Origin of the sequence: Pseudomonas sp. LB-090624, assembly GCF_003205205.1 — a bacterium.
Classification (GTDB): domain Bacteria; phylum Pseudomonadota; class Gammaproteobacteria; order Pseudomonadales; family Pseudomonadaceae; genus Aquipseudomonas.
The window spans coordinates 1-22,090 of record NZ_QJRL01000007.1 but is presented as its reverse complement, the minus strand read 5'-3'; the positions used below and the strand labels follow the sequence as shown (position 1 = coordinate 22,090).

General features: G+C 62.4%; 20 protein-coding genes. 13 read left to right on the top strand and 7 right to left on the bottom strand.

Annotated features, from left to right (window positions below):
• From DMX11_RS09480 to csiR, 3 genes are all read right to left on the bottom strand, one after another.
• Positions 1-1,392 carry a HAMP domain-containing sensor histidine kinase gene (locus DMX11_RS09480; RefSeq protein ID WP_110744291.1) on the bottom strand — a complete coding sequence of 464 codons (1,392 nt, stop codon included), beginning with the start codon at positions 1,390-1,392 and terminating at the stop codon, positions 1-3.
• Positions 1,370-2,050 carry a response regulator transcription factor gene (locus DMX11_RS09475; protein WP_110744290.1) on the bottom strand — a complete coding sequence of 227 codons (681 nt, stop codon included), beginning with the start codon at positions 2,048-2,050 and terminating at the stop codon, positions 1,370-1,372. Before DMX11_RS09475 ends, DMX11_RS09480 begins: the two co-directional genes overlap by 23 nt.
• 94 nt (positions 2,051-2,144) lie before the next feature.
• A complete protein-coding gene (gene csiR / locus DMX11_RS09470; protein ID WP_110744289.1) occupies positions 2,145-2,828 on the bottom strand; it encodes a DNA-binding transcriptional regulator CsiR in 684 nt (227 codons plus the stop codon).
• Between the two features lie 196 nt (positions 2,829-3,024).
• On the opposite strand from csiR, the gene glaH reads away from it, so the two are divergent.
• From glaH to proP, 5 genes are all read left to right on the top strand, one after another.
• Complete coding sequence (glaH, locus tag DMX11_RS09465) at positions 3,025-4,002, top strand: glutarate dioxygenase GlaH (RefSeq protein WP_110744288.1); 978 nt, start codon at positions 3,025-3,027, stop codon at positions 4,000-4,002.
• 114 nt (positions 4,003-4,116) lie between these two features.
• Positions 4,117-5,361, top strand: a complete 1,245-nt coding sequence (gene lhgO, locus DMX11_RS09460; RefSeq protein ID WP_110744287.1) for an L-2-hydroxyglutarate oxidase — start codon at positions 4,117-4,119, stop codon at positions 5,359-5,361.
• A gap of 121 nt (positions 5,362-5,482) precedes the next feature.
• A complete protein-coding gene (locus DMX11_RS09455; protein WP_110744286.1) occupies positions 5,483-6,376 on the top strand; it encodes a PA4780 family RIO1-like protein kinase in 894 nt (297 codons plus the stop codon).
• Between the two features lie 142 nt (positions 6,377-6,518).
• Positions 6,519-7,493, top strand: a complete 975-nt coding sequence (gene hemB / locus DMX11_RS09450) for a porphobilinogen synthase (protein WP_110744285.1) — start codon at positions 6,519-6,521, stop codon at positions 7,491-7,493.
• A 189-nt stretch (positions 7,494-7,682) separates the two neighbouring features.
• The gene (gene proP, locus DMX11_RS09445; RefSeq protein WP_110744284.1) at positions 7,683-9,185 is read left to right on the top strand and encodes a glycine betaine/L-proline transporter ProP; all 1,503 of its coding nucleotides are present in this window, start codon (positions 7,683-7,685) and stop codon (positions 9,183-9,185) included.
• 38 nt (positions 9,186-9,223) lie between these two features.
• On the opposite strand, the gene DMX11_RS09440 is transcribed toward proP, so the two are convergent.
• Positions 9,224-9,850, bottom strand: a complete 627-nt coding sequence (locus DMX11_RS09440) for a riboflavin synthase subunit alpha (protein ID WP_110744283.1) — start codon at positions 9,848-9,850, stop codon at positions 9,224-9,226.
• 283 nt (positions 9,851-10,133) lie between these two features.
• On the opposite strand from DMX11_RS09440, the gene DMX11_RS09435 reads away from it, so the two are divergent.
• The 8 genes from DMX11_RS09435 (at position 10,134) to DMX11_RS09400 (ending at position 19,268) form a co-directional block, all read left to right on the top strand.
• Complete coding sequence (locus DMX11_RS09435) at positions 10,134-10,880, top strand: gluconate 2-dehydrogenase subunit 3 family protein (protein WP_110744282.1); 747 nt, start codon at positions 10,134-10,136, stop codon at positions 10,878-10,880.
• A 3-nt stretch (positions 10,881-10,883) separates the two neighbouring features.
• Positions 10,884-12,668, top strand: a complete 1,785-nt coding sequence (locus DMX11_RS09430; protein WP_110744281.1) for a GMC family oxidoreductase — start codon at positions 10,884-10,886, stop codon at positions 12,666-12,668.
• A gap of 12 nt (positions 12,669-12,680) precedes the next feature.
• Positions 12,681-13,928, top strand: coding sequence for a cytochrome c (locus tag DMX11_RS09425; RefSeq protein ID WP_110744280.1), 1,248 nt, complete (start codon positions 12,681-12,683; stop codon positions 13,926-13,928).
• A 194-nt stretch (positions 13,929-14,122) separates the two neighbouring features.
• Complete coding sequence (locus DMX11_RS09420; protein ID WP_110744279.1) at positions 14,123-15,142, top strand: LacI family DNA-binding transcriptional regulator; 1,020 nt, start codon at positions 14,123-14,125, stop codon at positions 15,140-15,142.
• A 66-nt stretch (positions 15,143-15,208) separates the two neighbouring features.
• Positions 15,209-15,988 (top strand): sugar phosphate isomerase/epimerase, encoded by a 780-nt coding sequence (locus DMX11_RS09415; protein WP_110744278.1) that lies wholly within the window; start codon positions 15,209-15,211, stop codon positions 15,986-15,988.
• Positions 15,981-16,931: a sugar kinase gene (locus tag DMX11_RS09410; protein WP_110744277.1), complete on the top strand. Its 951-nt coding sequence runs from the start codon at positions 15,981-15,983 to the stop codon at positions 16,929-16,931. Before DMX11_RS09415 ends, DMX11_RS09410 begins: the two co-directional genes overlap by 8 nt.
• Positions 16,932-16,989: 58 nt before the next feature.
• The gene (locus tag DMX11_RS09405; RefSeq protein ID WP_110744276.1) at positions 16,990-18,282 is read left to right on the top strand and encodes an MFS transporter; all 1,293 of its coding nucleotides are present in this window, start codon (positions 16,990-16,992) and stop codon (positions 18,280-18,282) included.
• A gap of 11 nt (positions 18,283-18,293) precedes the next feature.
• Positions 18,294-19,268: a D-glycerate dehydrogenase gene (locus tag DMX11_RS09400; protein WP_110744275.1), complete on the top strand. Its 975-nt coding sequence runs from the start codon at positions 18,294-18,296 to the stop codon at positions 19,266-19,268.
• A gap of 39 nt (positions 19,269-19,307) precedes the next feature.
• Here the strand turns inward: DMX11_RS09400 and DMX11_RS09395 are convergent, their stop codons facing one another.
• The 3 genes from DMX11_RS09395 to bamA all read right to left on the bottom strand — a co-directional run.
• On the bottom strand, positions 19,308-20,273 hold the full coding sequence (locus tag DMX11_RS09395) for an endonuclease (protein ID WP_110744274.1): 966 nt from the start codon (positions 20,271-20,273) through the stop codon (positions 19,308-19,310).
• Positions 20,274-20,287: 14 nt separating this feature from the next.
• Positions 20,288-20,671, bottom strand: a complete 384-nt coding sequence (locus DMX11_RS09390; RefSeq protein WP_110744273.1) for a hypothetical protein — start codon at positions 20,669-20,671, stop codon at positions 20,288-20,290.
• A 244-nt stretch (positions 20,672-20,915) separates the two neighbouring features.
• Positions 20,916-22,090: outer membrane protein assembly factor BamA (gene bamA / locus DMX11_RS09385; protein WP_110744272.1), on the bottom strand; the 1,175-nt coding region annotated here is incomplete at its 5' end.

Below are 22,090 nucleotides of genomic sequence, written 5' to 3'. Positions count from 1 at the left end.
TTATTTAGGCAGACCCGCAAATGGGCAGTGCAGTACCAGCCTGGCCCCACCCAACTCGCTCTCGCCAATCTCCAGCACGAACCCATGCAGGTCAACGATCGCCGCAACGATCGACAGCCCCAGCCCGAACCCGGCATGGCGGTGGCCTTCATCGCTGCGATAGAACCGCTTCAGCACCGCCGTGCGTTCTTCTTCCGGAATACCCGGCCCACTGTCCTCGATGGCCACATGCACGCCGTTGTCGTTTTGGGTGGCTGTAACGCGCACCTGCCCGCCCTCGGGCGTGAACTTGATCGCGTTGCCTACCAGGTTGGCCAGCGCCTCGAACAGCAGTTCACGATCACCGTGCAAGGCCGGCAATTGCCCGGGTTGGTGCAGTTCCAGGTGGATACCGCCATCTTCGGCCAACGGCAGATAGAAGTCGTGCAGTTCGACCAGCAGGTCATGCGGGTCAAGCTGGACGAAGCCGGCCCGTCGTTGGCGGTCCTCCAGCTCGCTGATTCTTAACAGACCACGAAAACGCGCCATCAGGGTGTCGGTTTCACCGATGGCCTGGTCCAGCGCTTCGGCTTGCGCAGAATCGGCTTCGCTTTGCTGGCGAATGCGATACAGCTGGGCGCGCAGGCGGGTCAGCGGCGTGCGCAGGTCGTGGGCGATGTTGTCGCACACCCCTTTAACCTCGTGCATCAGCCGCTCTATGCGGTCGAGCATGGCATTGACGATGGCGGCCAGCATGTCCAGTTCGTCGCGTCTGGCCGACAGCGGCAGGCGATGAGTAAGATCGCCGGCGACGATCAGTTCGGCCTGTGCCTGGATGGCGCGGATCCGCTTGAGCGGTCGGCGGCGCAGCATGTACCAGCCGGCAAACCCAGGAATCAGCGTCAAGGAGATACCCCAGAGCAGGGCGTCGAGAATGATCCGGGTCACCACGAACAGGGAGCCGTTATCGCGGAACAGCACCAGCCAGCGGCCATCCTGCACCTTGATGGCCACCGCATCGCAGCTGTCGCGCGGCATGCGTGGGTCGTCGGCATCCAGGCAGCGCTTCAGTTCATGAATTTTGCCGTCCAGCCCCAGCTCCGGGGGCAGGGTGCGCACGCTGCCGCCAAGCGGATTGAGCTGAGCGTCAAACAGGCCATAGGCGTCGAAGCTGCGTTCTTCGAAGGCCTGGCTGGCGATCAGGGCATCGTCCAGCTGCTTGCCGCTCATGTGCGCGAACAGGTGCTGGCGCTGCAGCATGGAATGGCGCGTGAGCTTGTTCAGGTAGCTGGACACCTCGAAGTACAGCACCCCCATGAGGATGCTGCTCCAGGCTACGAACAGAAAGCTGTACAGCGCCAGCAAGCGGCTGGTCGAGGAGCTCCAGCCTTTAGACGGGTTCAGCAATGGCATAGCCGGAGCCCCGTACCGTACGGATCAACGGCGACTGGCCGGGGGAGTCGATTTTCTTGCGCAGGCGGCCGATGTGCACGTCGATCAGGTTGGTACCTGGGTCGAAGTGGTAGCCCCAGACTTCCTCGAAGATCATCATCCGTGTGATGACCTGGCCGCTGTGGCGCATCAGGTACTCCAGCAGTTTGTACTCGGTGGGCAGCAGGTTGAGGGTATTGTCACCGCGGCGCGCCTCGTGGCTGATCAGGTCCAGTTGCAAGTCGGCGACCTGCAGGCGGGTCTGGGTCATGGGCACGCTGTTGCGCCGCAGCAGGACCTCGACGCGGGCGGCCATCTCGTCCGAGGCGAACGGTTTGGTCAGGTAGTCGTCACCGCCGGCCCGCAGACCACGCACCCGCTCGTCGACATCGGAGAGGGCGCTGATCATCAGGATCGGCGTGGCGATCTTGAGGCTGCGTAGGGTGGTGACGATGGTCAGGCCATCGACCTCGGGCAGCATGCGGTCGAGGGTAATCAGGTCGTAACCGCCGGCAATGGCTTTGGCCAGGCCTTCACGGCCATTGTCGGCCCAATCCACCTCCAGGCCGTGGCTGGAGAGTTCGGCGACGATTTCCTGGCCGGTGACGGCGTCGTCTTCGATGGTCAGTACGCGAGGCATGCTGGTTCCCGGGCATCTAAATAGAGATTTGATTGTGCCAAAGAATAGACAACCGGCGATTTAAGAAAAATTCATCTAGCTGCCTTGCCCCGACTCAGCCGCCGGCATGCATGATCTGCGCAATGATCGGCACGGGGGTCATCAGGTGCGAGCGCATCATCGCACTGGCACGCTTGGCGTCGCGTGCGAGGATCACTTCGACCAGCGCCGCATGCTCCTGGCGCTTGAGCTCTAGCGCCTGTTCGGAAAACACCGTTTGCGTCAGCCATAGATGGCGGTAGCGCTCGGCCTGGTCGAACAGGTAGGTGCGCGCCTGCAGCAGGTGCTTGGAGCCGCAGCCCGAGGCAATCGCGGTATGGAACGCCTTGTGCCGCTCGTCCCAAACATCCAGGCGCTGCTCGCGGGTTTTCACTTCCACTACCTTGGCCAAGGTGTGCGAATGGGCCAGTACCGAGGCCTCCCAGGCGTCGTCCCCGCGTTCGATGGCCAAAGCGATGATCATGGCTTCCAGGTTGGCCCGGGCATCGTAGATGTCGTTCATCTCGTCCAGCGACATCGGCGCTACCCGATAACCTTTCTGGCTGATCGCATTGACCAGATGTTCGGCCACCAGTTGCGACAGGGCCTCGCGCAGCGGACCCACGCCGAGGTCATAGCGTTCCTTCAGGGCACTCATCAGCAGCTTTTCGCCGGGCTTGAACACGCCGCGGATGATGTCCTTCTTGAGCCTCTCATACCCGCTGAATGCTGAGTTTTGTCGGGGGGCGAGCGCTTCCAAGATCCTGTTCCTCAAAACGTTTAGCCGATCATACCGAAACCCTCGGCATCCGAAAAACAATGGATAAATCTGGTTAATGTCGCCGAAAAATAAAAATGTAGACATTATTCATTCGTGGCGATATTTTTGTTTCGCCCGCACTGCCCCCAGGTCACTACTGGACAGTGCTACCCAGATTTCTACCCAGGACACTGCCATGAACGCCTTTACGCAGATCGACGAACTTGTGATGCCGCTGCCGCTCGAGCCGCGTGGTTACACCATCGCCCCCTCGGCGCAGTCACCGCGCCTGCTGGAGCTGACCTTTGCCCGCGAGACCGTCGAGGCGTTCGTCCAGGCGGTTGCCCAGTGGCCGGTTCAGGCGCTGGAGTACAAGTCGTTCCTGCGTTTTCGCGTAGGCGAAATTCTGGATGAGCTGTGCCAGGGCACCCTGCGCCCGGTGCTGCTCAACACCATCCTGGACCGCGCCAGCGGTGGCATGCTTATTACCCCGGTGGGCCTGGACGACGTGAGTCAGGCCGAAGACATGGTCAAGTTCACCACGGCTTGCGCGCACCTGATCGGTCGCTCCAACTATGACGCCATGAGTGGCCAGTTCTATGCGCGTTTCGTGGTGGTTAACAGCGACAACTCCGACAGCTACCTGCGCCAGCCGCATCGGGTCATGGAACTGCACAACGATGGCACCTTCGTCAACCAGATCACCGACTACGTGCTGATGCTGAAAATCGACGAAAAGAACATGGAAGGCGGCAACTCACTGCTGTTGCACCTGGATGACTGGGAGGAGTGCGAGGCGTTCTTCCGTCATCCGATGGCGCGTCGGGAAATGCGCTGGACCGCACCGCCGAGCAAGAAGGTTGCCGAGGATGTCTTCCACTCGGTCTTCGATACCGATGGCGAAGGCCGGCCGACCATGCGCTACATTGACCAGTTCGTGCAGCCGGAAAACTACGAGGAAGGTATCTGGCTGAACGCGCTGTCCGAGTCGCTGGAGGGCAGCGGGAAGAAGGTTTCTGTGCCGGTCGCTGTCGGCAGCTTCCTGCTGATCAACAACCTGTTCTGGCTGCATGGCCGTGACCGCTTCACCCCGCACGCGGGCCTGCGTCGCGAGCTGATGCGCCAGCGTGGTTACGTCGCCTTCCCCAAACCCTTGTATCAGCGCGGGCAATAATGACAGGACGCGCGGCGGGCGCCCGCCCATGCGTCTTTGCACAAAACGATGCCACCAGGGCCCGCGCGGGCCTTGGTGCGCTTGCCAGGCAATGCCTGCGTGTGAGGTAAGGCTGTGTACGATTTCATCATTATTGGCGGTGGCATTGTGGGCATGTCCACGGCCATGCACCTGATCAAGGTTTACCCGGACGCAAAGATTCTCCTGCTGGAGAAGGAGCCCGGCCCGGCTCGCCACCAGACGGGCCACAACAGCGGCGTGATTCACGCCGGCGTGTATTACACCCCCGGCAGCCTCAAGGCCCGCTTCTGCCTGGAAGGCAACAAGGCCACCAAGGCCTTCTGCACCGAGCACGGCATCCGCTTCGATGAGTGCGGCAAGCTGCTGGTGGCCACCAACGATCTGGAAATGCAGCGCATGAAGGCGTTGTGGGAGCGCACCGAGGCCAATGGCCTGGAGCGCTACTGGTTGTCGGCAGACGAACTGCGCGAGCGCGAGCCCAACATCGTTGGCATGGGCGGCATCTTCGTGCCGTCCAGCGGTATCGTCAATTACGCGCAGGTGACCACAGCCATGGCTGCCGAATTCCAGCGTGCCGGTGGCGAGATTCGCTATGGTGCCGAGGTGGTCGGCCTGCAGGAGCAGCCCAGCGAGGTCATTGTGCGCACGCAGCGTGACGAGTTCCACAGCCGTTTCCTGGTCACCTGCTCGGGGCTGATGGCCGACCGTGTGGTGAGCATGCTGGGCCTGCGCACCGAGTTCGTCATCTGCCCGTTCCGTGGCGAGTACTATCTGCTGCCCAAACAGCACAATCAGATCGTCAATCACCTGATCTACCCGATCCCAGACCCGTCGATGCCGTTTCTGGGCGTGCACCTGACCCGCATGATCGATGGCACTGTCACCGTCGGCCCTAACGCCGTGCTGGCGATGAAGCGCGAGGGCTACCGCAAGACCGATGTCAGCCCCAGCGACCTGTTCCAGACCCTGACCACCCCCGGGATCCTCAAGGTACTGGCGAAAAACTTCCGCCCGGGCCTGATAGAGATGAAGAACTCATTGTTCAAGGGCGGCTACCTCAAACAGGTGCAGAAGTACTGCCCGAGCATCAGCAAGGCCGACCTGATGCCATACCCGGCGGGCGTACGTGCCCAGGCGGTATCGCGCGACGGCAAGCTGATCGACGACTTCCTGTTCGTCAACACCGCCCGCAGCGTCAACGTGTGCAACGCGCCTTCACCCGCTGCCACCTCGGCCATTCCGATCGGCGCCTATATCGTCGACAAGGTGTGTGAGCAGGTCAGCCTGCAAGGGGGCCATTTCCCCAAAGCTGATCGTCCCGCCAGGCAGCGGGCATGACACCCCGGCCTGTTCGTCAGCCCTGATAGCGCCATCGCGTACCAGCGAAGACAGACGAGCAAGTCGCATCAGGCTGTGAGAGGATGTCCACCACCCCAGCCAGGACCCTGAACACAGCCTGATGAAGACACCCAAAAGAATCGAACCCCTGATCGAAGACGGCCTGGTCGACGAAGTACTGCGGCCATTGATGAGTGGCAAGGAAGCCGCCGTGTATGTGGTGCGTTGCGGCAGCCAAGTGCGCTGCGCCAAAGTCTATAAAGAGGCCAACAAGCGCAGTTTCCGCCAGGCCGCCGAGTACCAGGAAGGCCGCAAGGTGCGTAATAGCCGCCAGGCCAGGGCCATGGCCAAGGGCAGCAAGTACGGCCGGAAAGAAGCCGAAGATGCCTGGCAGAACGCCGAAGTGGCGGCGTTGTTCCGTCTGGCCGCCGCTGGTGTCCGAGTGCCGAAGCCCTACGACTTCCAGGATGGCGTGCTGCTGATGGAGCTGGTGACAGATGCCGATGGCGATGCCGCCCCGCGCCTGAACGATGTGCACCTCGAAGCCGGGGAGGCCCGGGATTATCATGCATTCGTCATTCGCCAGATCGTGCTGATGCTATGCGCCGGGCTGGTTCACGGCGACCTGTCCGAGTTCAACGTGCTGCTAGGTCCGGACGGGCCGGTGATCATCGATTTGCCGCAGGCGGTTGATGCAGCCGCCAACAACCATGCTTTCAGCATGTTGCAGCGCGACGTGGACAACATGGCCCACTATTTCGGTCGCTTTGCACCAGAGCTGAACGGCACCCGGTATGCGCAGGAAATGTGGGCGTTGTACGAGGCTGGCAAATTGCTCCCTGACACCGCATTGACCGGGGTGTTCGAGGACGACGAGCATGAAGCTGACGTAAGCGGGGTGATGCGCGAGATCGATGCCGCCCGGCTGGATGACGCCCGCCGTCGCGCTGCGCGAGCCGACGCCGAGCACGGCCCGGCCCGGGCTGAGGAACCGACGCCGCCCTGGCTGCAGTAATATCCTGTCTGCGCGGGCACTGCCCGCGGCAGAGCCGTGCAGGCTCATTGCTATTGACGCAAGACACTATCTCGTCATTTGGCCTTTTCACTGGCCCGTGACAGGCATAAGGTATACGCCGTTCAAATTCCCTGGAGCTGTCATGTCCAACCAATTCCCGTCCGTTCGTCCCCGCCGCCTGCGCCAGAACGATTCCCTGCGCACGATCTTCCAGGAAACCGAGTTCCGCCTTGAAGACCTGATCCTGCCGATTTTCGTCGAAGAAGGCATTGATGATTTCGTGCCCATCACCAGTATGCCCGGGGTCAACCGTATTCCGGAAAAACTGCTGGCCCAGGAAATCGAGCGCTATGCACGCGCCGGTATCAAGTCGGTCATGACCTTTGGCGTGTCGCACAACCTGGACGCCACCGGCAGCGACACCTGGAACGAAAACGGCCTGGTGGCGCGCATGTCGCGCATCTGCAAGGACACCGTGCCGGAAATGGTGGTGATGTCCGATACCTGCTTCTGCGAGTACACCAGCCACGGCCACTGCGGCGTGCTGCATGACCACGGCGTGGACAACGACGCCACCCTGGCCAACCTCGGCAAGCAGGCAGTGATCGCGGCCGCTGCCGGCGCCGACTTCATCGCCCCGTCGGCAGCGATGGACGGCCAGGTCCAGGCGATCCGCAGTGCGTTGGACGGTGCGGGCTTCCACGACACCGCGATCATGGCGTACTCCACCAAGTTCGCCTCCTCGCTGTATGGCCCGTTCCGTGAGGCCGGTGGCACCGCGCTGAAGGGCGACCGCAAGAGTTACCAGATGAACCCGATGAACCGCCGCGAAGCGGTGCGCGAGTCGCTGCTCGACGAGCAGGAAGGGGCGGACGTGCTGATGGTCAAGCCGGCCGGTGCGTACCTGGACGTGATCGCGGACATCCGCGCCGCCTCACGCCTGCCATTGGCGGCGTATCAGGTCAGCGGCGAGTACGCGATGATCAAGTTCGGCGGCCTGGCGGGCGCCATTGATGAAGGCCGAGTGGTGCGCGAAAGCATTGGTGCAATCAAGCGTGCCGGTGCCGACCTGATCCTGACGTACTTCGCCATGGACCTGGCCCGCGAAGGCATCTGATTCAAAGCGCGCCGCGTTAGCGGCGCATCTCATCGAGGCGGCGCTGCCTGCAGGCTCATCGACCTGCTCTGCGGCGCTAGCCCCCGTAACACAGTCAGCCACCACGACACAAAAATTCCGTAAGCGCTGAATTATTTAGTGTCCCGTTGTATCTGATCCCTTAGAGCATTCAGCGACAGGGATACGGGCATGAAATCTCGCAAGAAAAGCGTCAAGCCAATCGGCCTCAAAGACATCACCATCGTCGACGACGCCAAGATGAAAAAGGCGATCACCGCCGCCGCCTTGGGTAACGCCATGGAGTGGTTCGACTTTGGTGTCTATGGCTTCGTCGCCTATGCATTGGGCAAGGTGTTCTTCCCCAATGCCGACCCCAGCGTGCAGATGATCGCCGCGCTGGCCACGTTCTCGGTACCGTTCCTGATCCGCCCGCTGGGCGGGCTGTTCTTTGGTGCCCTGGGCGACAGGTTCGGCCGGCAGAAGATCCTCGCCGCAACCATCGTCATCATGTCGCTGAGCACTTTCGCCATCGGCCTGATACCGTCCTACGCCAGCATCGGCATCTGGGCACCGATCCTGTTGCTGCTGGCGAAAATGGCACAGGGCTTCTCAGTCGGTGGCGAGTACACCGGTGCATCGATCTTCGTCGCCGAATACGCTCCCGACCGCAAGCGGGGCTTTCTCGGCAGCTGGTTGGACTTCGGTTCGATCGCAGGCTTTGTGCTTGGCGCGGGCGTGGTGGTGTTGATTTCCACCATTCTCGGTGAAGAAAAGTTCCTTGAGTGGGGCTGGCGCCTGCCGTTCTTCCTGGCCTTGCCCTTGGGCATCATTGGCCTCTACCTGCGCAACGCGCTGGAAGAAACCCCCGCGTTCCAGCAGCATGTCGACAAGATGGAGCAGGGTGACCGAGAAGGCCTGGCCTCGGGGCCCAAAGTGTCGTTCAAAGAAGTGGCCACCCAGCACTGGCGCAGCCTGGTGACTTGCATCGGCGTGGTGATCGCCACCAACGTCACCTACTACATGCTGCTCACCTACATGCCCAGCTACCTGTCGCATAACTTGCACTACAGCGAAGACCATGGCGTGCTGATCATCATCGCGATCATGGTCGGCATGCTGTTCGTGCAACCTGTCATCGGGATGTTGAGCGACAAGTATGGCCGTCGCCCGTTCATCGTGGTCGGCAGCGTTGGCCTGTTCGCACTGGCGATTCCGGCGTTCATGCTGATCAACAGCGGTGCGCTTGGGCTGATCTTCTCCGGGCTGCTGATCATTGCCGTGCTGCTGAACTTCTTCATCGGGGTCATGGCTTCGACCTTGCCGGCGATGTTCCCCACCCATATCCGCTACAGTGCGCTGGCCAGTGCCTTCAACATTTCGGTGCTGATCGCTGGCCTCACCCCAACGATCGCCGCCTGGCTGGTTGAAAGCAGCGGCAACCTCTACATGCCGGCTTATTACCTGATGGTGATCGCCGCAGTAGGCCTGATCACCGGCCTTACCATGAAGGAAACTGCCAACAAACCGTTGCGCGGTGCTGCACCGGCTGCGTCGGACATCGAGGAAGCACGCGAGCTGCTGCAGGAGCACCACGACAATATCGAGCAGAAGATCGAAGACATCGATGAGCAGATCGCCGAGCTGGAGGCCAAGCGCAAGCTGTTGGTGCAGCAGCATCCGCGCATCGAGTGATCAACGTGCCAGCTGGCCATGGGCTGCCTCTGCAGGCCTCAGGCCAGCTTTACACGGGCCAGCGTGCCCATGAGGGTACGCTCCACCACATCCACGAGCACCATGGTCTGGTGGTCGACCTCGATATTCAGCAGCTCGCCGGCTTTGTAGCTGGCGAAGGTGGTCTGGCGCAGGGTTTCCGGGATCAGGTTGATGGTGACGAGGTTGTCCTCCACGTCAGCGACGGTCAGGCTGCAGCCATTGACCCCGATGAAACCACGCGGGAACACGTACTTGCCCCATTCCGGCGGCATGCGGAAGGTGATGAAGGCGCCGGTGTCCTTGATCGACAGCTCAACGATTTCGGCAGTGGTGGCGATGTGGCCGGCCATCAGGTGGCCGCCGATTTCGGCGTTCATCTTCGCCGAGCGTTCGATGTTCACGCCTTGGCCGGCCTTGAAATGGCGCAGGTTGGTGCGTTCGAGGGTGGCGGTCATGGCGTCGAACCTGACCTGGCTGCCGTTGATCTCGGTGACCGACAGGCAGGTGCCCTCGACACTGACGCTGGCGCCGATCTTCAGCTCGTCGAGCAGGTCCGGGGTCAGGTCGATGGTGAACTGGTTGTGGCCCGGGTAGCGGGTCACATCAAGCAGTGGGCGAACGGCCTGGACGATGCCGGTGTACATGGTGTTGCTCCTGGGCACAGAAAAGAAATCACCCGAACGCTATGCCCGTGGCGCGGCAAAAGCAAGGCCGCGCCCAGAATGTGAAAAAAGTCATGGCCGGACGGCCGTCCCAGGACGGCGCGGGGCATCCTCGAATGGGAGTAAACCTAGGTATGAAACCGGTTTCAAAACATTTCTGAACACGCTAGATTATCCGGCTGTCTTCTTGATGACCTATCAAGATCACCCTTTGAAAAGCAGATGGCGCATATCGAGGCCACCGCACAGCCGATGAGGATTCACAATGCCTGAGCACGCTCCAGATAACCCGCGCAGGGATTTTTTGCGCAAGACCCTGACCTTGATCCCCGTGGTCACCGTGGCCAGCACCGGCCTCGGCGCGGGTGCCAGCCAACTGTTGGCAGCCCCGGTCCCGGTACATGAGCCCAAGGTTCCGTCCACACCCCCAGCGAGCGACTATCAGCCAACGTTCTTCAGTGCCGAGGAGTGGGCTTTCGTCCAGGCCGCTGTGTCTCGCATTATCCCGGCCGACGAGCTCGGGCCTGGTGCGCTTGAAGCTGGTGCCGCCGAATTCATCGACCGGCAAATGAACACCCCCTACGCAACAGGTGCCCAGTGGTACATGCAAGGCCCGTTCAACGCTGACGCCGCGCCCGAGCTGGGCTACCAGTTGCAGCTCTCGCCGCAACAGATCTACCGCCTGGGTATCGCCGCCGTGGACGGGTGGTGCAAAGCCAACAGCGGGCAGGTTTTTGCTGCGCAAGATAGCGCTACCCGAGACCGTATCCTCAGCAAAGTAGAGGCAGGGGAGCTGGTTTTCGACACGGTCCCGGCCAAGGTGTTCTTCAGTTTGCTGGTGCAGAACACGCGCGAAGGCTTCTTCTGCGACCCGATCCATGGTGGCAACAGAGGCATGGTCGGGTGGACCCAGATCGGCTTCCCCGGCGCCCGCGCCGATTTCATGGATTGGGTCGAACGTAACGAGCCTTACCCGTTCCCGGCTGTATCGATCCGCGGCGAGAGGGCCTGAGGCATGGCGACTGTGTTGAACAAAGTGGATGCAGTCATCGTCGGCTTCGGTTGGGCCGGCGCGATCATGGCCAAGGAGCTGACTGAAGCCGGCCTGCATGTGGTGGCGCTGGAACGTGGACCGATGCAGGACACGTACCCCGAAGGCAGCTACCCGCAGGTGATCGACGAACTGACCTACAGCGTGCGCAAGAAGCTGTTCGTCGACGTGTCAAAAGAAACCGTCACTATCCGCCACAGCATGCATGACGTGGCACTGCCCAACCGCCAGCTGGGCGCCTTTCTGCCGGGCAAAGGCGTGGGCGGCGCTGGCCTGCACTGGTCGGGGGTGCACTTTCGGGTCGACCCCGTCGAGTTGCGCTTGCGCAGCCACTACGAGGAGCGCTACGGGCGCAAGTTCATCCCCGAAGGCATGACCATCCAGGATTTCGGCGTCAGTTACGAAGAGCTGGAACCGCACTTCGACTTTGCCGAGAAAGTCTTTGGCACCTCGGGCCAGGCCTGGACCGTCAACGGCCAGCTGGTCGGTGAAGGGCAGGGTGGCAACCCCTACGCACCAGACCGTTCCAACCCGTTCCCGCTACCCGCGCAGAAGAACGTTGTATCGGCCAGGTTATTCGAAAAGGCCGCCAGCAGCCTGGGCTACAAGCCTTACAATTTGCCTTCGGCCAACACCTCGGGGCCTTACACCAACCCCTACGGGGCGCAGATGGGGCCGTGCAACTTCTGTGGTTTCTGCAGCGGCTACGTGTGCTACATGTACTCCAAGGCGTCGCCCAACGTAAACATCCTGCCCGCGCTGCGTCAGGTGCCCAACTTCGAGTTGCGGCCCAACGCCCATGTACTGCGGGTGAACCTGGACGACAGCAAGCGCAAAGCCACTGGCGTCACCTATATCGATGCCCAGGGGCGCGAGGTAGAGCAGCCGGCAGAGCTGGTGATCCTGGCGGCATTCCAGTTCAACAATGTGCGCCTGATGCTGCTTTCAGGCATTGGCAAGCCCTACGACCCGGTGAGCAACGAGGGTGTGGTCGGGCGTAACTTCGCCTACCAGAACATGGGCACGGTCAAGGCCTTCTTCGACAAGGACACCTACACCAACAACTTCATCGGCGCCGGTGGCAACGGTATTGCCATCGACGACTTCAATGCCGACAACTTCGACCACGGCCCCCACGGCTTCGTCGGTGGCTCGCCCATGTGGGTGAACCAGGCCGGCAGTCGGCCGATTGCTGGCACCGCCAACCCGCCGGGCACGCCGGCCTGGGGCAGCGCGTGGAAGAAGGCCACGGCCGACTACTACACCCATCAGGTGTCGATGGATGCCCACGGCGCCCACCAGTCCTACCGTGGCAACTATCTGGACCTCGACCCCACCTACCGTGACGCCTACGGCCAGCCGCTGTTGCGCATGACCTTCGACTGGCAGGAAAACGACATCAAGATGAACCAGTTCATGGTCGCCAAGCTGAGCAAGATTGCCCAGGCGATGAACCCCAAAGCCATTGCCGTGCTGGGCAAGCAGGTCAAGGACCACTTCAACACTGCCAGCTACCAGACCACCCACCTGAACGGCGGTGCGGTCATGGGCACCGACCCGAAGACCAGTGCGCTGAACCGCTACCTGCAAAGCTGGGATGTGCACAATGTGTTTGTCCCTGGCGCTTCGGCGTTCCCGCAGGGCCTGGGTTACAACCCGACCGGGCTGGTGGCGGCGCTGACCTACTGGTCGGCCCGCGCCATCCGCGAGCAGTACCTGAAAAACCCCGGCCCGCTGGTCCAGGCTTGAGGAGCGATGCGCATGAAGAAAATGTTGATCGCGACCCTCCTGCTGGGTGCCGGCGGGGCTGCACAGGCGGCTGTCAATGATGACGCGCAGGTGCGCCAGGGCCAGTACCTGGCCCGCGCCGGCGACTGTGTGGCCTGCCATACCGCCAAGGGCGGCAAGCCCTTTGCTGGTGGACTGCCGATGGAGACCCCCATCGGCACGGTGTACTCCACCAATATCACCCCGGCTGCCAGCGGCATCGGTCATTACAGTTTCGAAGACTTCGACCGGGCCGTGCGCGAAGGCATCGGCAAGAACGGCAGCACCCTGTACCCGGCTATGCCATACCCCTCGTACGCGCGGGTAAGCGAGCCGGACATGCAGGCGCTGTACGCCTACTTCATGAAGGGGGTGGAACCGGTGGAGCAGGCCAACAAGGCCACCGACATTCCCTGGCCGCTGAGCATGCGCTGGCCGCTCTCGATCTGGCGTGGCCTTTTCGCACCAGAGGCCAAACCCTGGCAGGCTTCGGCGGCAGCCGACCCGGTGGTGAACCGTGGTGCGTATCTGGTCGAAGGCTTGGGGCATTGTGGCGCCTGCCATACGCCGCGGGCATTGACCATGCAGGAAAAGGCCCTGAGCCCGGCGGACGGTGAGCAGTTCCTGGCCGGCAGTGCACCGCTGGAAGGCTGGATTGCCAAGAACCTGCGTGGCGACCACAAGGATGGCCTGGGTAGCTGGAGCGAAGCGCAGCTGGTGCAGTTCCTGAAGACCGGACGTAGCGATCGCAGTGCCGTTTTTGGTGGCATGAGCGATGTGGTCGAGCACAGCATGCAGCACATGACCGATGCCGACCTGACCGCGATTGCCCGCTACCTGAAGACCCTGCCGCCGAGCAACCCGGATGACCAGCCACATGTCTACGACAAACAGGTGGCGGATGCGCTGTGGAAGGGCGACGACAGCAAGCCTGGCGCCGCCGTGTACATCGACAATTGCGCAGCCTGCCACCGTACCGATGGCCAGGGCTACACCCGTGTATTTCCGGCGCTTGCCGGTAACCCGGTGGTGCAGACGGCGGACGCCACCTCGCTGATCCACGTGGTACTGGCGGGGGGTACGGTACCCGCGACGCATACAGCGCCGTCGAACTTCACCATGCCAGCGTTCGGCTGGCGCCTGAGTGACCAGGAAGTTGCCGAAGTGGTGAACTTCGTCAGGAGCAGTTGGGGTAACCACGGTGACGCGGTCACTGCGGCTGATGTGAAAGCCCTGCGCTGACCCGCGTCACCTGGCGTATGCCTTGAGGTTTCTGGCCCCTGTGCGTTCGAGCGCCGCGCCCGCGGCGCTCGAACCATGGCTCGACGGAAACCCCGCGCTAGCCACCTCCCGCTTGACAGCTGTTGACGAATGGCCTTGGTTCTGCTGTATTGAAACCGGTTTCATCGTCATCACAACAATCATAAGGACACCCCATGACCGACGCGCCTGCCCATGCCCGCGAACGGGTCACCATCAGCGAAGTAGCGCGTGTCGCTGGCGTTTCCAAGGCCACCGTCTCCCGTTATATCGGTGGTGAGCGCCAGTTGTTGGCCGAAGCCACGGCCAAGCGCCTGGAGGAGGTCATCCAACGCCTCGGCTACCGCCCCAACCAGATGGCCCGCGGCCTCAAACGCGGCCAGACACGGCTGATCGGCATGCTGGTGGCCGATATTCTCAACCCCTATTCAGTCGCCGTGATGCAGGGTGTTGAAACCGCCTGCCGCCAGCATGGCTACAGCCTGGTGGTGTGCAACACCAACCGTGACGACGAACAGGAACGCCACCACCTGGTGGCCCTGCAAAGCTACAACGTCGAAGGCCTGATCGTGAACACCCTCGGCCACCACCCACGCGAACTGCTCAACCTGCAGCGTGACATCCCCATGGTGCTGGTCGACCGCCAATTGCCAGAGCTGAATGCCGACCTGGTCGGCCTGGACAATGCCGACGCCGTGGAGCAGGCCCTGGACCACCTGCAGGCCCAAGGCTACCGCGACGTGCTCGCAGTCTGCGAACCGCTCGATGGCACCAGCTCGCGCCTGGAGCGGGTGCAGGCATTTGGCGCATCGATCAGCCGGCGCCCTGGCATGCGCCAGCAGGTACTGGAAACCAGCGCCGGCCTGGCGGGCCAGCTGGACGCGTTCCTGGCCAGCCGGGGCCACGGCCCGCAAGCCATCTTCACCTTCAACGGCGTCGCCACCCTGGCGGTCAGCCGGGCGCTGCACGATGCCGGGCGCAACCTGTTCGCCGAAGTCGGCCTGATCGCCCTCGACGACCTCGACTGGTATCCGCTGGTCGGCAATGGCATTACCGCGCTGGCGCAGCCCACCGAGCGCATCGGTGTGGCGGCATTCGAGAGCCTGCTCGGTCGCCTGCGTGGCGACAGCAGTGCAGCGCGGCGCATCGACTTCAAGGCCAACTTGGTCATCCGCGGTTCAACCCAACCCCAGTAAGCGACGGCAGGCGTGTGCCTGTCGCTGCTGACTGAAAATGAAACCGGTTTCATGAGGATAAAAACAATGTGCCCGAACCCCGTTTCCATCAGCCTCTCCAGTTATGGCGCCGACTTTGTCCGGCAACGTGGCCAGGAGCAGTTTCTTGATCTGTTAGCCGCCGCGGGTGTCAGCTGGGTGGAATTGCGCGAAGAATTGTTTGCCAGTGCTCCCGACGCCGCTGCGCTGGGGTCGCTCATTGCGGTGCTCGGCATGGAATGCCTGTATTCGACTCCCCTGGAACTGTGGACGGCGCAAGGCGTGCCCGACCCGTTGCTGGCGCAAAAGCTGGAAATCGCCCGTGCGCTTGGCGCGGTTGCGCTAAAAGTTTCCTTGGGGCACTTCAATGAACGCTGCGATGTGGCGGCTTTGAAGACGCTGCTGCCTGCCGACGGCCCGCTGCTGCTGGTGGAAAACGACCAGACCCTGCAAGGCGGCAGAATCCAGCCGCTGTTGCAGTTCTTCCAGGATGCTGACCGGCTGGGGCTGAACCTGGGGATGACCTTCGATGTGGGTAACTGGCAGTGGCAGGGGGAGCCTGCATCGCAAGCGGCACGGCAACTCGGCCGCTGGGTGCGCTATGTGCATTGCAAGGCGGTGCAGCGCAGGGCCGATGGGCGCCTGGTGGCGATACCGCCACAAGCGTCGGACCTGGAAGCGTGGGCTGGGCTGATGGCCGAATTCGTCCCCGGGGTGGTGCGCGCCGTCGAGTACCCCTTGGTCGGGGAAGACTTGCTGATGCTGACCCGAGCCCAGGTGCGCAGCCTTTCTGTGCTGGGCGCGGGCGAGGAGGTGGCCCATGCATGACCATGACGTGCTGTGCTTTGGCGAAACCATGGCCATGTTCGTCGCCGAGCATGTTGGCGACCTGGCCAGTGTCGGCCAATTTGCCAAACGCATCGCCGGCGCGGACAGCAACGTGGCCATAGGCCTGGCGCGCCTGGGTTTCAAGGTGCGCTGGCTGAGCCGGGTGGGTGACGACTCGCTGGGCCGTTTCGTTCTCGACAGCCTGCGCCGCGAGGGCCTGGACTGTTCCGCTGTCGAAGTGGATTGCAATTTCCCCACAGGCTTTCAGCTCAAGGCCCGCTGCGATGACGGCAGCGACCCCACTGTGGAGTACTTTCGCCGTGGGTCGGCAGCCAGCTGGCTGTCGCCAACGATGATCCAGCCAGGTTTGCTGCAGTCCCGCCACCTGCACGCCACGGGCATTCCGCCCGCACTTTCGCAGGGTTGCCGGGCGCTGTCGCATGAACTGCTCGACGCCATGCGCGCCGCTGGGCGCAGCATTTCGTTCGACCCTAACTTGCGCCCATCGCTATGGCCTGACCAAGGCAGCATGGTGCGCGAAATCAATGCGCTGGCGTTCAAGGCCGACTGGGTGCTACCCGGTCTGGAAGAGGGCCGGCTGCTGACGGGCCAGCATAGCCCGGCTGACATCGCTGCGTTTTACCTCGACCAGGGCGTAGAGCTGGTGGTGATCAAGCTGGGCGAGGCCGGCGCCTATTTCCGCAGTGCCAAAGGCGAGGGCCAGGTCGACCCTGTGCCCGTCAGCCGTGTGGTGGACACCGTCGGCGCCGGTGATGCCTTTGCCGTTGGCGTGCTCAGCGCATTGCTGGAGGGGTGCCCGGTGGCCCAAGCGGTGGCGCGCGGCAACTGGTGCGGCAGCCGTGCCGTGCAGTCGCGAGGCGACATGGAAGGGCTGCCGCTGCGCCATGAACTGGAGGCCTACGACCTGCGCAGAAGCGCGTGAAGGCCCCAACCCCAATCACCTGTTGCAACAAAAAAAACAAGCTCAGGAGCAACAAACCATGCAAAGCCCACGCCTGGCACCGCGCCGCTGGTGGTACATCATCCCGATCGTGTTCTTCACCTACAGCCTGGCCTACCTGGACCGCGCCAATTACGGCTTCGCCGCCGCCTCCGGCATGGCCGAAGACCTGCACATCACCCCCGTGCTTTCGTCATTGCTGGGGGCGTTGTTCTTCCTCGGCTACTTCTTCTTCCAGGTACCTGGGGCCATTTACGCCGAAAAGCGCAGTGTGAAGAAGCTGATCTTCGTCTGTCTGATTCTCTGGGGCGGCCTTGCCACGCTCACCGGCATGGTCAGCAATGTCTACATGCTGATCGGTATCCGCTTTCTGCTCGGTGTGGTCGAGGCCGCAGTGATGCCCGCCATGCTGGTGTACCTGTGCCACTGGTTCACCCGCGCCGAGCGCTCGCGTGCCAATACATTCCTGATGCTCGGCAACCCGGTGACCATCCTGTGGATGTCGGTGGTGTCGGGGTACCTGATCAAGCACTACGACTGGCGCTGGATGTTCATCATCGAAGGCTTGCCGGCGGTGATCTGGGCGTTCTTCTGGTGGCGCCTGGTAGACGACCGCCCGGCCCAGGTCAGCTGGCTTAGTGCGCAGGAAAAAGCCGACCTGCAGGAGGCATTGGCCGCTGAGCAGCAGGGCATCAAGCCGGTGAAGAACTACCGCGAGGCATTCCGCTCGCCGCAGGTGATCATCCTGGCGCTGCAGTACTTCTGCTGGAGTATCGGGGTGTATGGCTTTGTGCTGTGGTTGCCGTCGATCCTCAAACAAGCAGCGAATGTCGATATCGTCCAGGCTGGCTGGCTGGCCTCGGTGCCGTACCTGGCGGCTGTGCTGGGCATGGTGGGCGTGTCCTGGGCCTCCGACCGCCTGCAAAAGCGCAAGCGCTTCGTCTGGCCGCCTTTGTTGATCGCAGCCGTGGCGTTCTATGGCTCTTATGCCTTGGGCAGCGAACATTTCTGGCTGTCGTATGCGCTGCTGGTGCTTGCTGGCGCTTGCATGTACGCGCCCTACGGCCCGTTCTTTGCCATCGTGCCCGAGATCTTGCCGGCCAACGTTGCCGGTGGGGCCATGGCACTGATCAACAGCATGGGCGCGCTGGGTTCGTTCGGCGGCTCGTGGTTGGTGGGTTATCTCAATGGCGCCACGGGCGGGCCTGGTGCCTCTTACCTGTTCATGTGCGGCGCGCTGCTGACCGCCGTGGCACTCACGGCCGCGCTCAATACTTCCCAGACCTCTGGCCGGGCCAAGCGTAATGGCTCGCGCCTGGCGATGAACCCTTAGGAAAACCTGCGATGAAAAAACGAATCGTCCTGTACAAGCGTCTGTCCGACGACTTGATGGCCCGCCTGCAAGCGCAGGTTGATGTGACGTGGGTGGATACTGCCCAGCCTGATGGCCTGGCCCGCCTGCGCGATGCCTTGCCAGGGGCCCACGGGTTGCTGGGGGCCAGCCTGCGCCTGGATGCCGGCTTGCTCGAGCTGGCGCCGCAGCTGCAAGTCGTGTCCAGCGTTTCAGTGGGCGTGGACAACTACGACATTGCTGAACTCAGCCGGCGTGGCGTGATGCTGACCAACACCCCGGACGTATTGACCGAAACCACCGCCGACACCGGCTTTGCCTTGATCCTGGCCACCGCCAGGCGGGTGGTGGAGCTGGCGAACTGGGTGCGTGACGGCCACTGGCAGGCCAACCTGGGGGCGGCGCATTTTGGCTGTGATGTACATGGCAAGACGCTGGGGATCGTTGGCATGGGGCGGATAGGCGAGGCACTGGCCCGCCGCGCGGTGGCTGGTTTCGGCATGCGCGTGCTCTACCACAGCCCGCGCGCCAAGCCCGAGGTGGAGGCGCGCTATGGTGCACGGCAGTGCGACCTGGACGGGTTGTTGCAGCAGGCCGATTTCGTTTGCCTGACGGTGCCGCTGAGTGCCAGCACTGAAGGCCTGATTGGCGCACGGGAACTGGGGTTGATGAAACCCGAGGCAATCCTGGTGAACATCGCGCGCGGGCGCGTGGTGGATGAGCCGGCGTTGATTGAAGCATTGCGGGCCAAGCGCATACGCGGTGCGGGGCTGGATGTGTTCGTGCAGGAGCCGTTGCCGGTGGACTCGCCACTGCTGCAGCTCAGCAATGTAGTGGCGACCCCGCATATCGGCTCGGCGACCGAAGAAACCCGCCAGGCCATGGCGCGGTGTGCAGTAGACAATCTGCTCAGCGCGCTGGCCGGGGAGCGGCCGGCGAATCTGGTGAATGAGGTGTGCAGGCCTTGAGCACCAAGGGCCGCTGAGCGGCCCCGTGGTGCTGTAGCGTCAGCGGCAGTTACCGGCCTTGCGATAGCCCGCTGCCTGCGCCTCACCTTCGGTGGCAAAGCTGACCTGGTTTTTCGCCGCCACCTGGTTGTAGCCCGGGCAGCCTACCGACAGGTGATACACATGGCTATTACGGTTGCCAAGCACCGCCCCCACCGACGCGGAACTGGCCAGGCTCGGCTTGGCCTCTGCCTTGGCAGGCTTGGTTGGCAGCGCTTGCACGATGCCACTGCCTGTCGGCTTGTAACCAGCGGTCCACTTGCGCTCACCGCTCACGAACGGGTTGGCATGGCCCATGATCGCGGCGATGCGCCGGTCGCGCTCTTTCTCCCAGGCAGACACCGGGTGCTGCTTGTCCCAAGCCATCAGCAACTGTTGCTGCTGGCGCGACATGCTCAGCTGGTAGCGGTCGAACATGTAGAACGTGGTACGTGCTACCAGGCCTTTCACCTCGTCACGCGGCTCGGCGGCGCGCTGGACGAAATCCACCTTGGTGGTGCACTGGCCGTATTCGCCGGTATTGCCAGCGACCATGCCGTAGTTGAAGTTGCTGCGGTCGCCGTTGACCTCACCCACGGCCGGGTACAGGTTGAACAGGTCGGCCTCCATGGCGCGGAACACCGGGTCGTTGTCCACGCAGTGCTCGCGGCCGCCGTTTTTCCAGCACTGGCGCTGGTTGCCAAAGGTGTAGGCGGGCACGATGTGTTCCCACTCGGTGCGCTCGGCGCGGTTCTGTTGCTTGCGCGTCTGGTAACCGCACGAAGCGGCATCGATACGCCCGCCGGACTTGCCCACCCAGGTCCATTTGCACCCGCAGTACAGGTCGCCCATGGCGCTGCTGGCCTGGTCCAGGTACACCTTCTGCTTGGCCACCACCTTGGCCTCGGTGAAGGTCGCTGGAGGGTTGGCCAAGGCTGGCAGATTAAAGCAAAACAGTAAGCTTACGGCGTAAAGCAGTGATTTCATGAGGAAAACATATTTCAGATTGGGGCGTGCATTGTAATGCTTTCCCCGGGGCTGGCCAGCTCACTCAGCCACACCAGTGGTCGGTTCGGATCATTACTGCCCATGCGGGTGAAAGTGGCTGAGTCGAGCATTTTCCGCACCTGGCCTGCCAGGCGTAGCAGGTATTCGATAAAGCCGCTGCCGACGTCGCCGGTGTCTACCATGGAAACGCCGCTCTGGTTGTGCTCGATAGCCAGGTGGTAGTGGCTGACGCCTTCGCCGTTACCGCTGCCACCCAGTGTCACGGTGAACTGAGGGCCGAGCAGGTTGGCCAGGCGCTGCTGGACAAGGTCCAATAGTGCGAGGGGTACTTCATCGGAGCGCAACGTGGTGGGGAAGCATGGCGTGAACGGGGGCATGAGCGAGTCCTGCTGGGCGGGGTACGAGTGCTGGCCAGCTTAGGCAAGGTGACTGTCAACTTGGGTTAAGCGGGGGTAAAAGCGGGTAATACTCACAGCCGACTTGGTAAGGTCCTTACCGGCGTGGCGTTGTGCTGCGAAGCACCCCGCCAAAGCGATGAACATGCATCGGCTTGACTGGGCGCTTCGCAGTCGAAGGGTGGTCCTGCAGGGGGCACTTCCGCTCAGGCGTCGATTGCAGGCATCAGAACGTCTGCCCCAGGGAGAACTGGAAGATCTGGGTTTCGGCGTTATCCGGCTTCTTCAGCGGTGCCGCCAGGCTAAAGCTCAGCGGCCCCATCGGGCTGTACCAGGTCACGCCAACCCCCAGCGATACGGCCAGTTGCGTCAGGTCGACGCTGCCGCAGCCCTGGGTGGTGGAGAGGTAGCAGGTGTCGGCATACACGTTGCCGGCATCGACGAATACCGAGCTGCGCAGCTGGCTTTGGTCCTTCACGAAGGGCAGTGGGAACAGATACTCGGCACCGCCGGTAATCAGGATATTTCCCCCCAGCACATCGGTGTCGCGGTCGGAATAGTAAGCCTGGCCAGCGCTGGAATAGGTCCCGGTAGCTGGTGTGCTGCGCGGGCCGAGGGTGCCGTCCTTGAACCCGCGTACCGAGCCTTGCCCACCGGCGGTGTAGCTTTCATAGAATGGCAAGCCGTCGGTTGAACCATAGCCGTTGCCGTAGCCCAGGTTGGTGTGCAGGCGCAGTGTGGTGTTGCTGGTGACTGGCAGGAAAGCCTGGCCGTTGTAGTCGAGTTTGTAGAACGACAGGTCGCTACCAGGGGTGGTAGCCATCAGCGTCAGGCTCTGCGAGTGGCCCCGGGTGGCCAGTACGCCCTTGTTCAGGGTCGACTCGGACCAACCGATCGATGCCTTGAGGTTGTTGAAGCGCTCGCCTTCGCGGGAAATGAAGTCGTAAATCTCGTCGGCGCTGTAGGTGCCGGGCGAAATGTCGTCGTGCTGCAGGGTCAGGCCGTAGGTCAGGCGTGAGGTTTCGTTGATCGGGTAGCCGAAGTTGACCCCGGCACCGTAGCTGTTGATTGCATAGTACGAAACCCCATCGTCGTAGTAATCGCTGTAGTCGGTGGTGTTGTAGAACAGGTTGTAACCCAGGCTGACGCCGTCTGCGGTGAAGTAGGGGTTGACGAAGCCGAAGTTGTACTTGGTCTGGTATTCCGAACGGGTCAGCCCGATGGACACCTTGTTACCGGTACCGAGGAAGTTGCTCTGGCTGATCGAACCACCGAGGATCAGGCCCGCACTCTGGGCGAAGCCGACGCTGGCGGTGATCGAACCGGAAGCCTGCTCTTCGACGCTGTAGTTGACGTCGACCTGGTCGTCGGTGCCGGGCACCGGTGGGGTCTCGACGTTGA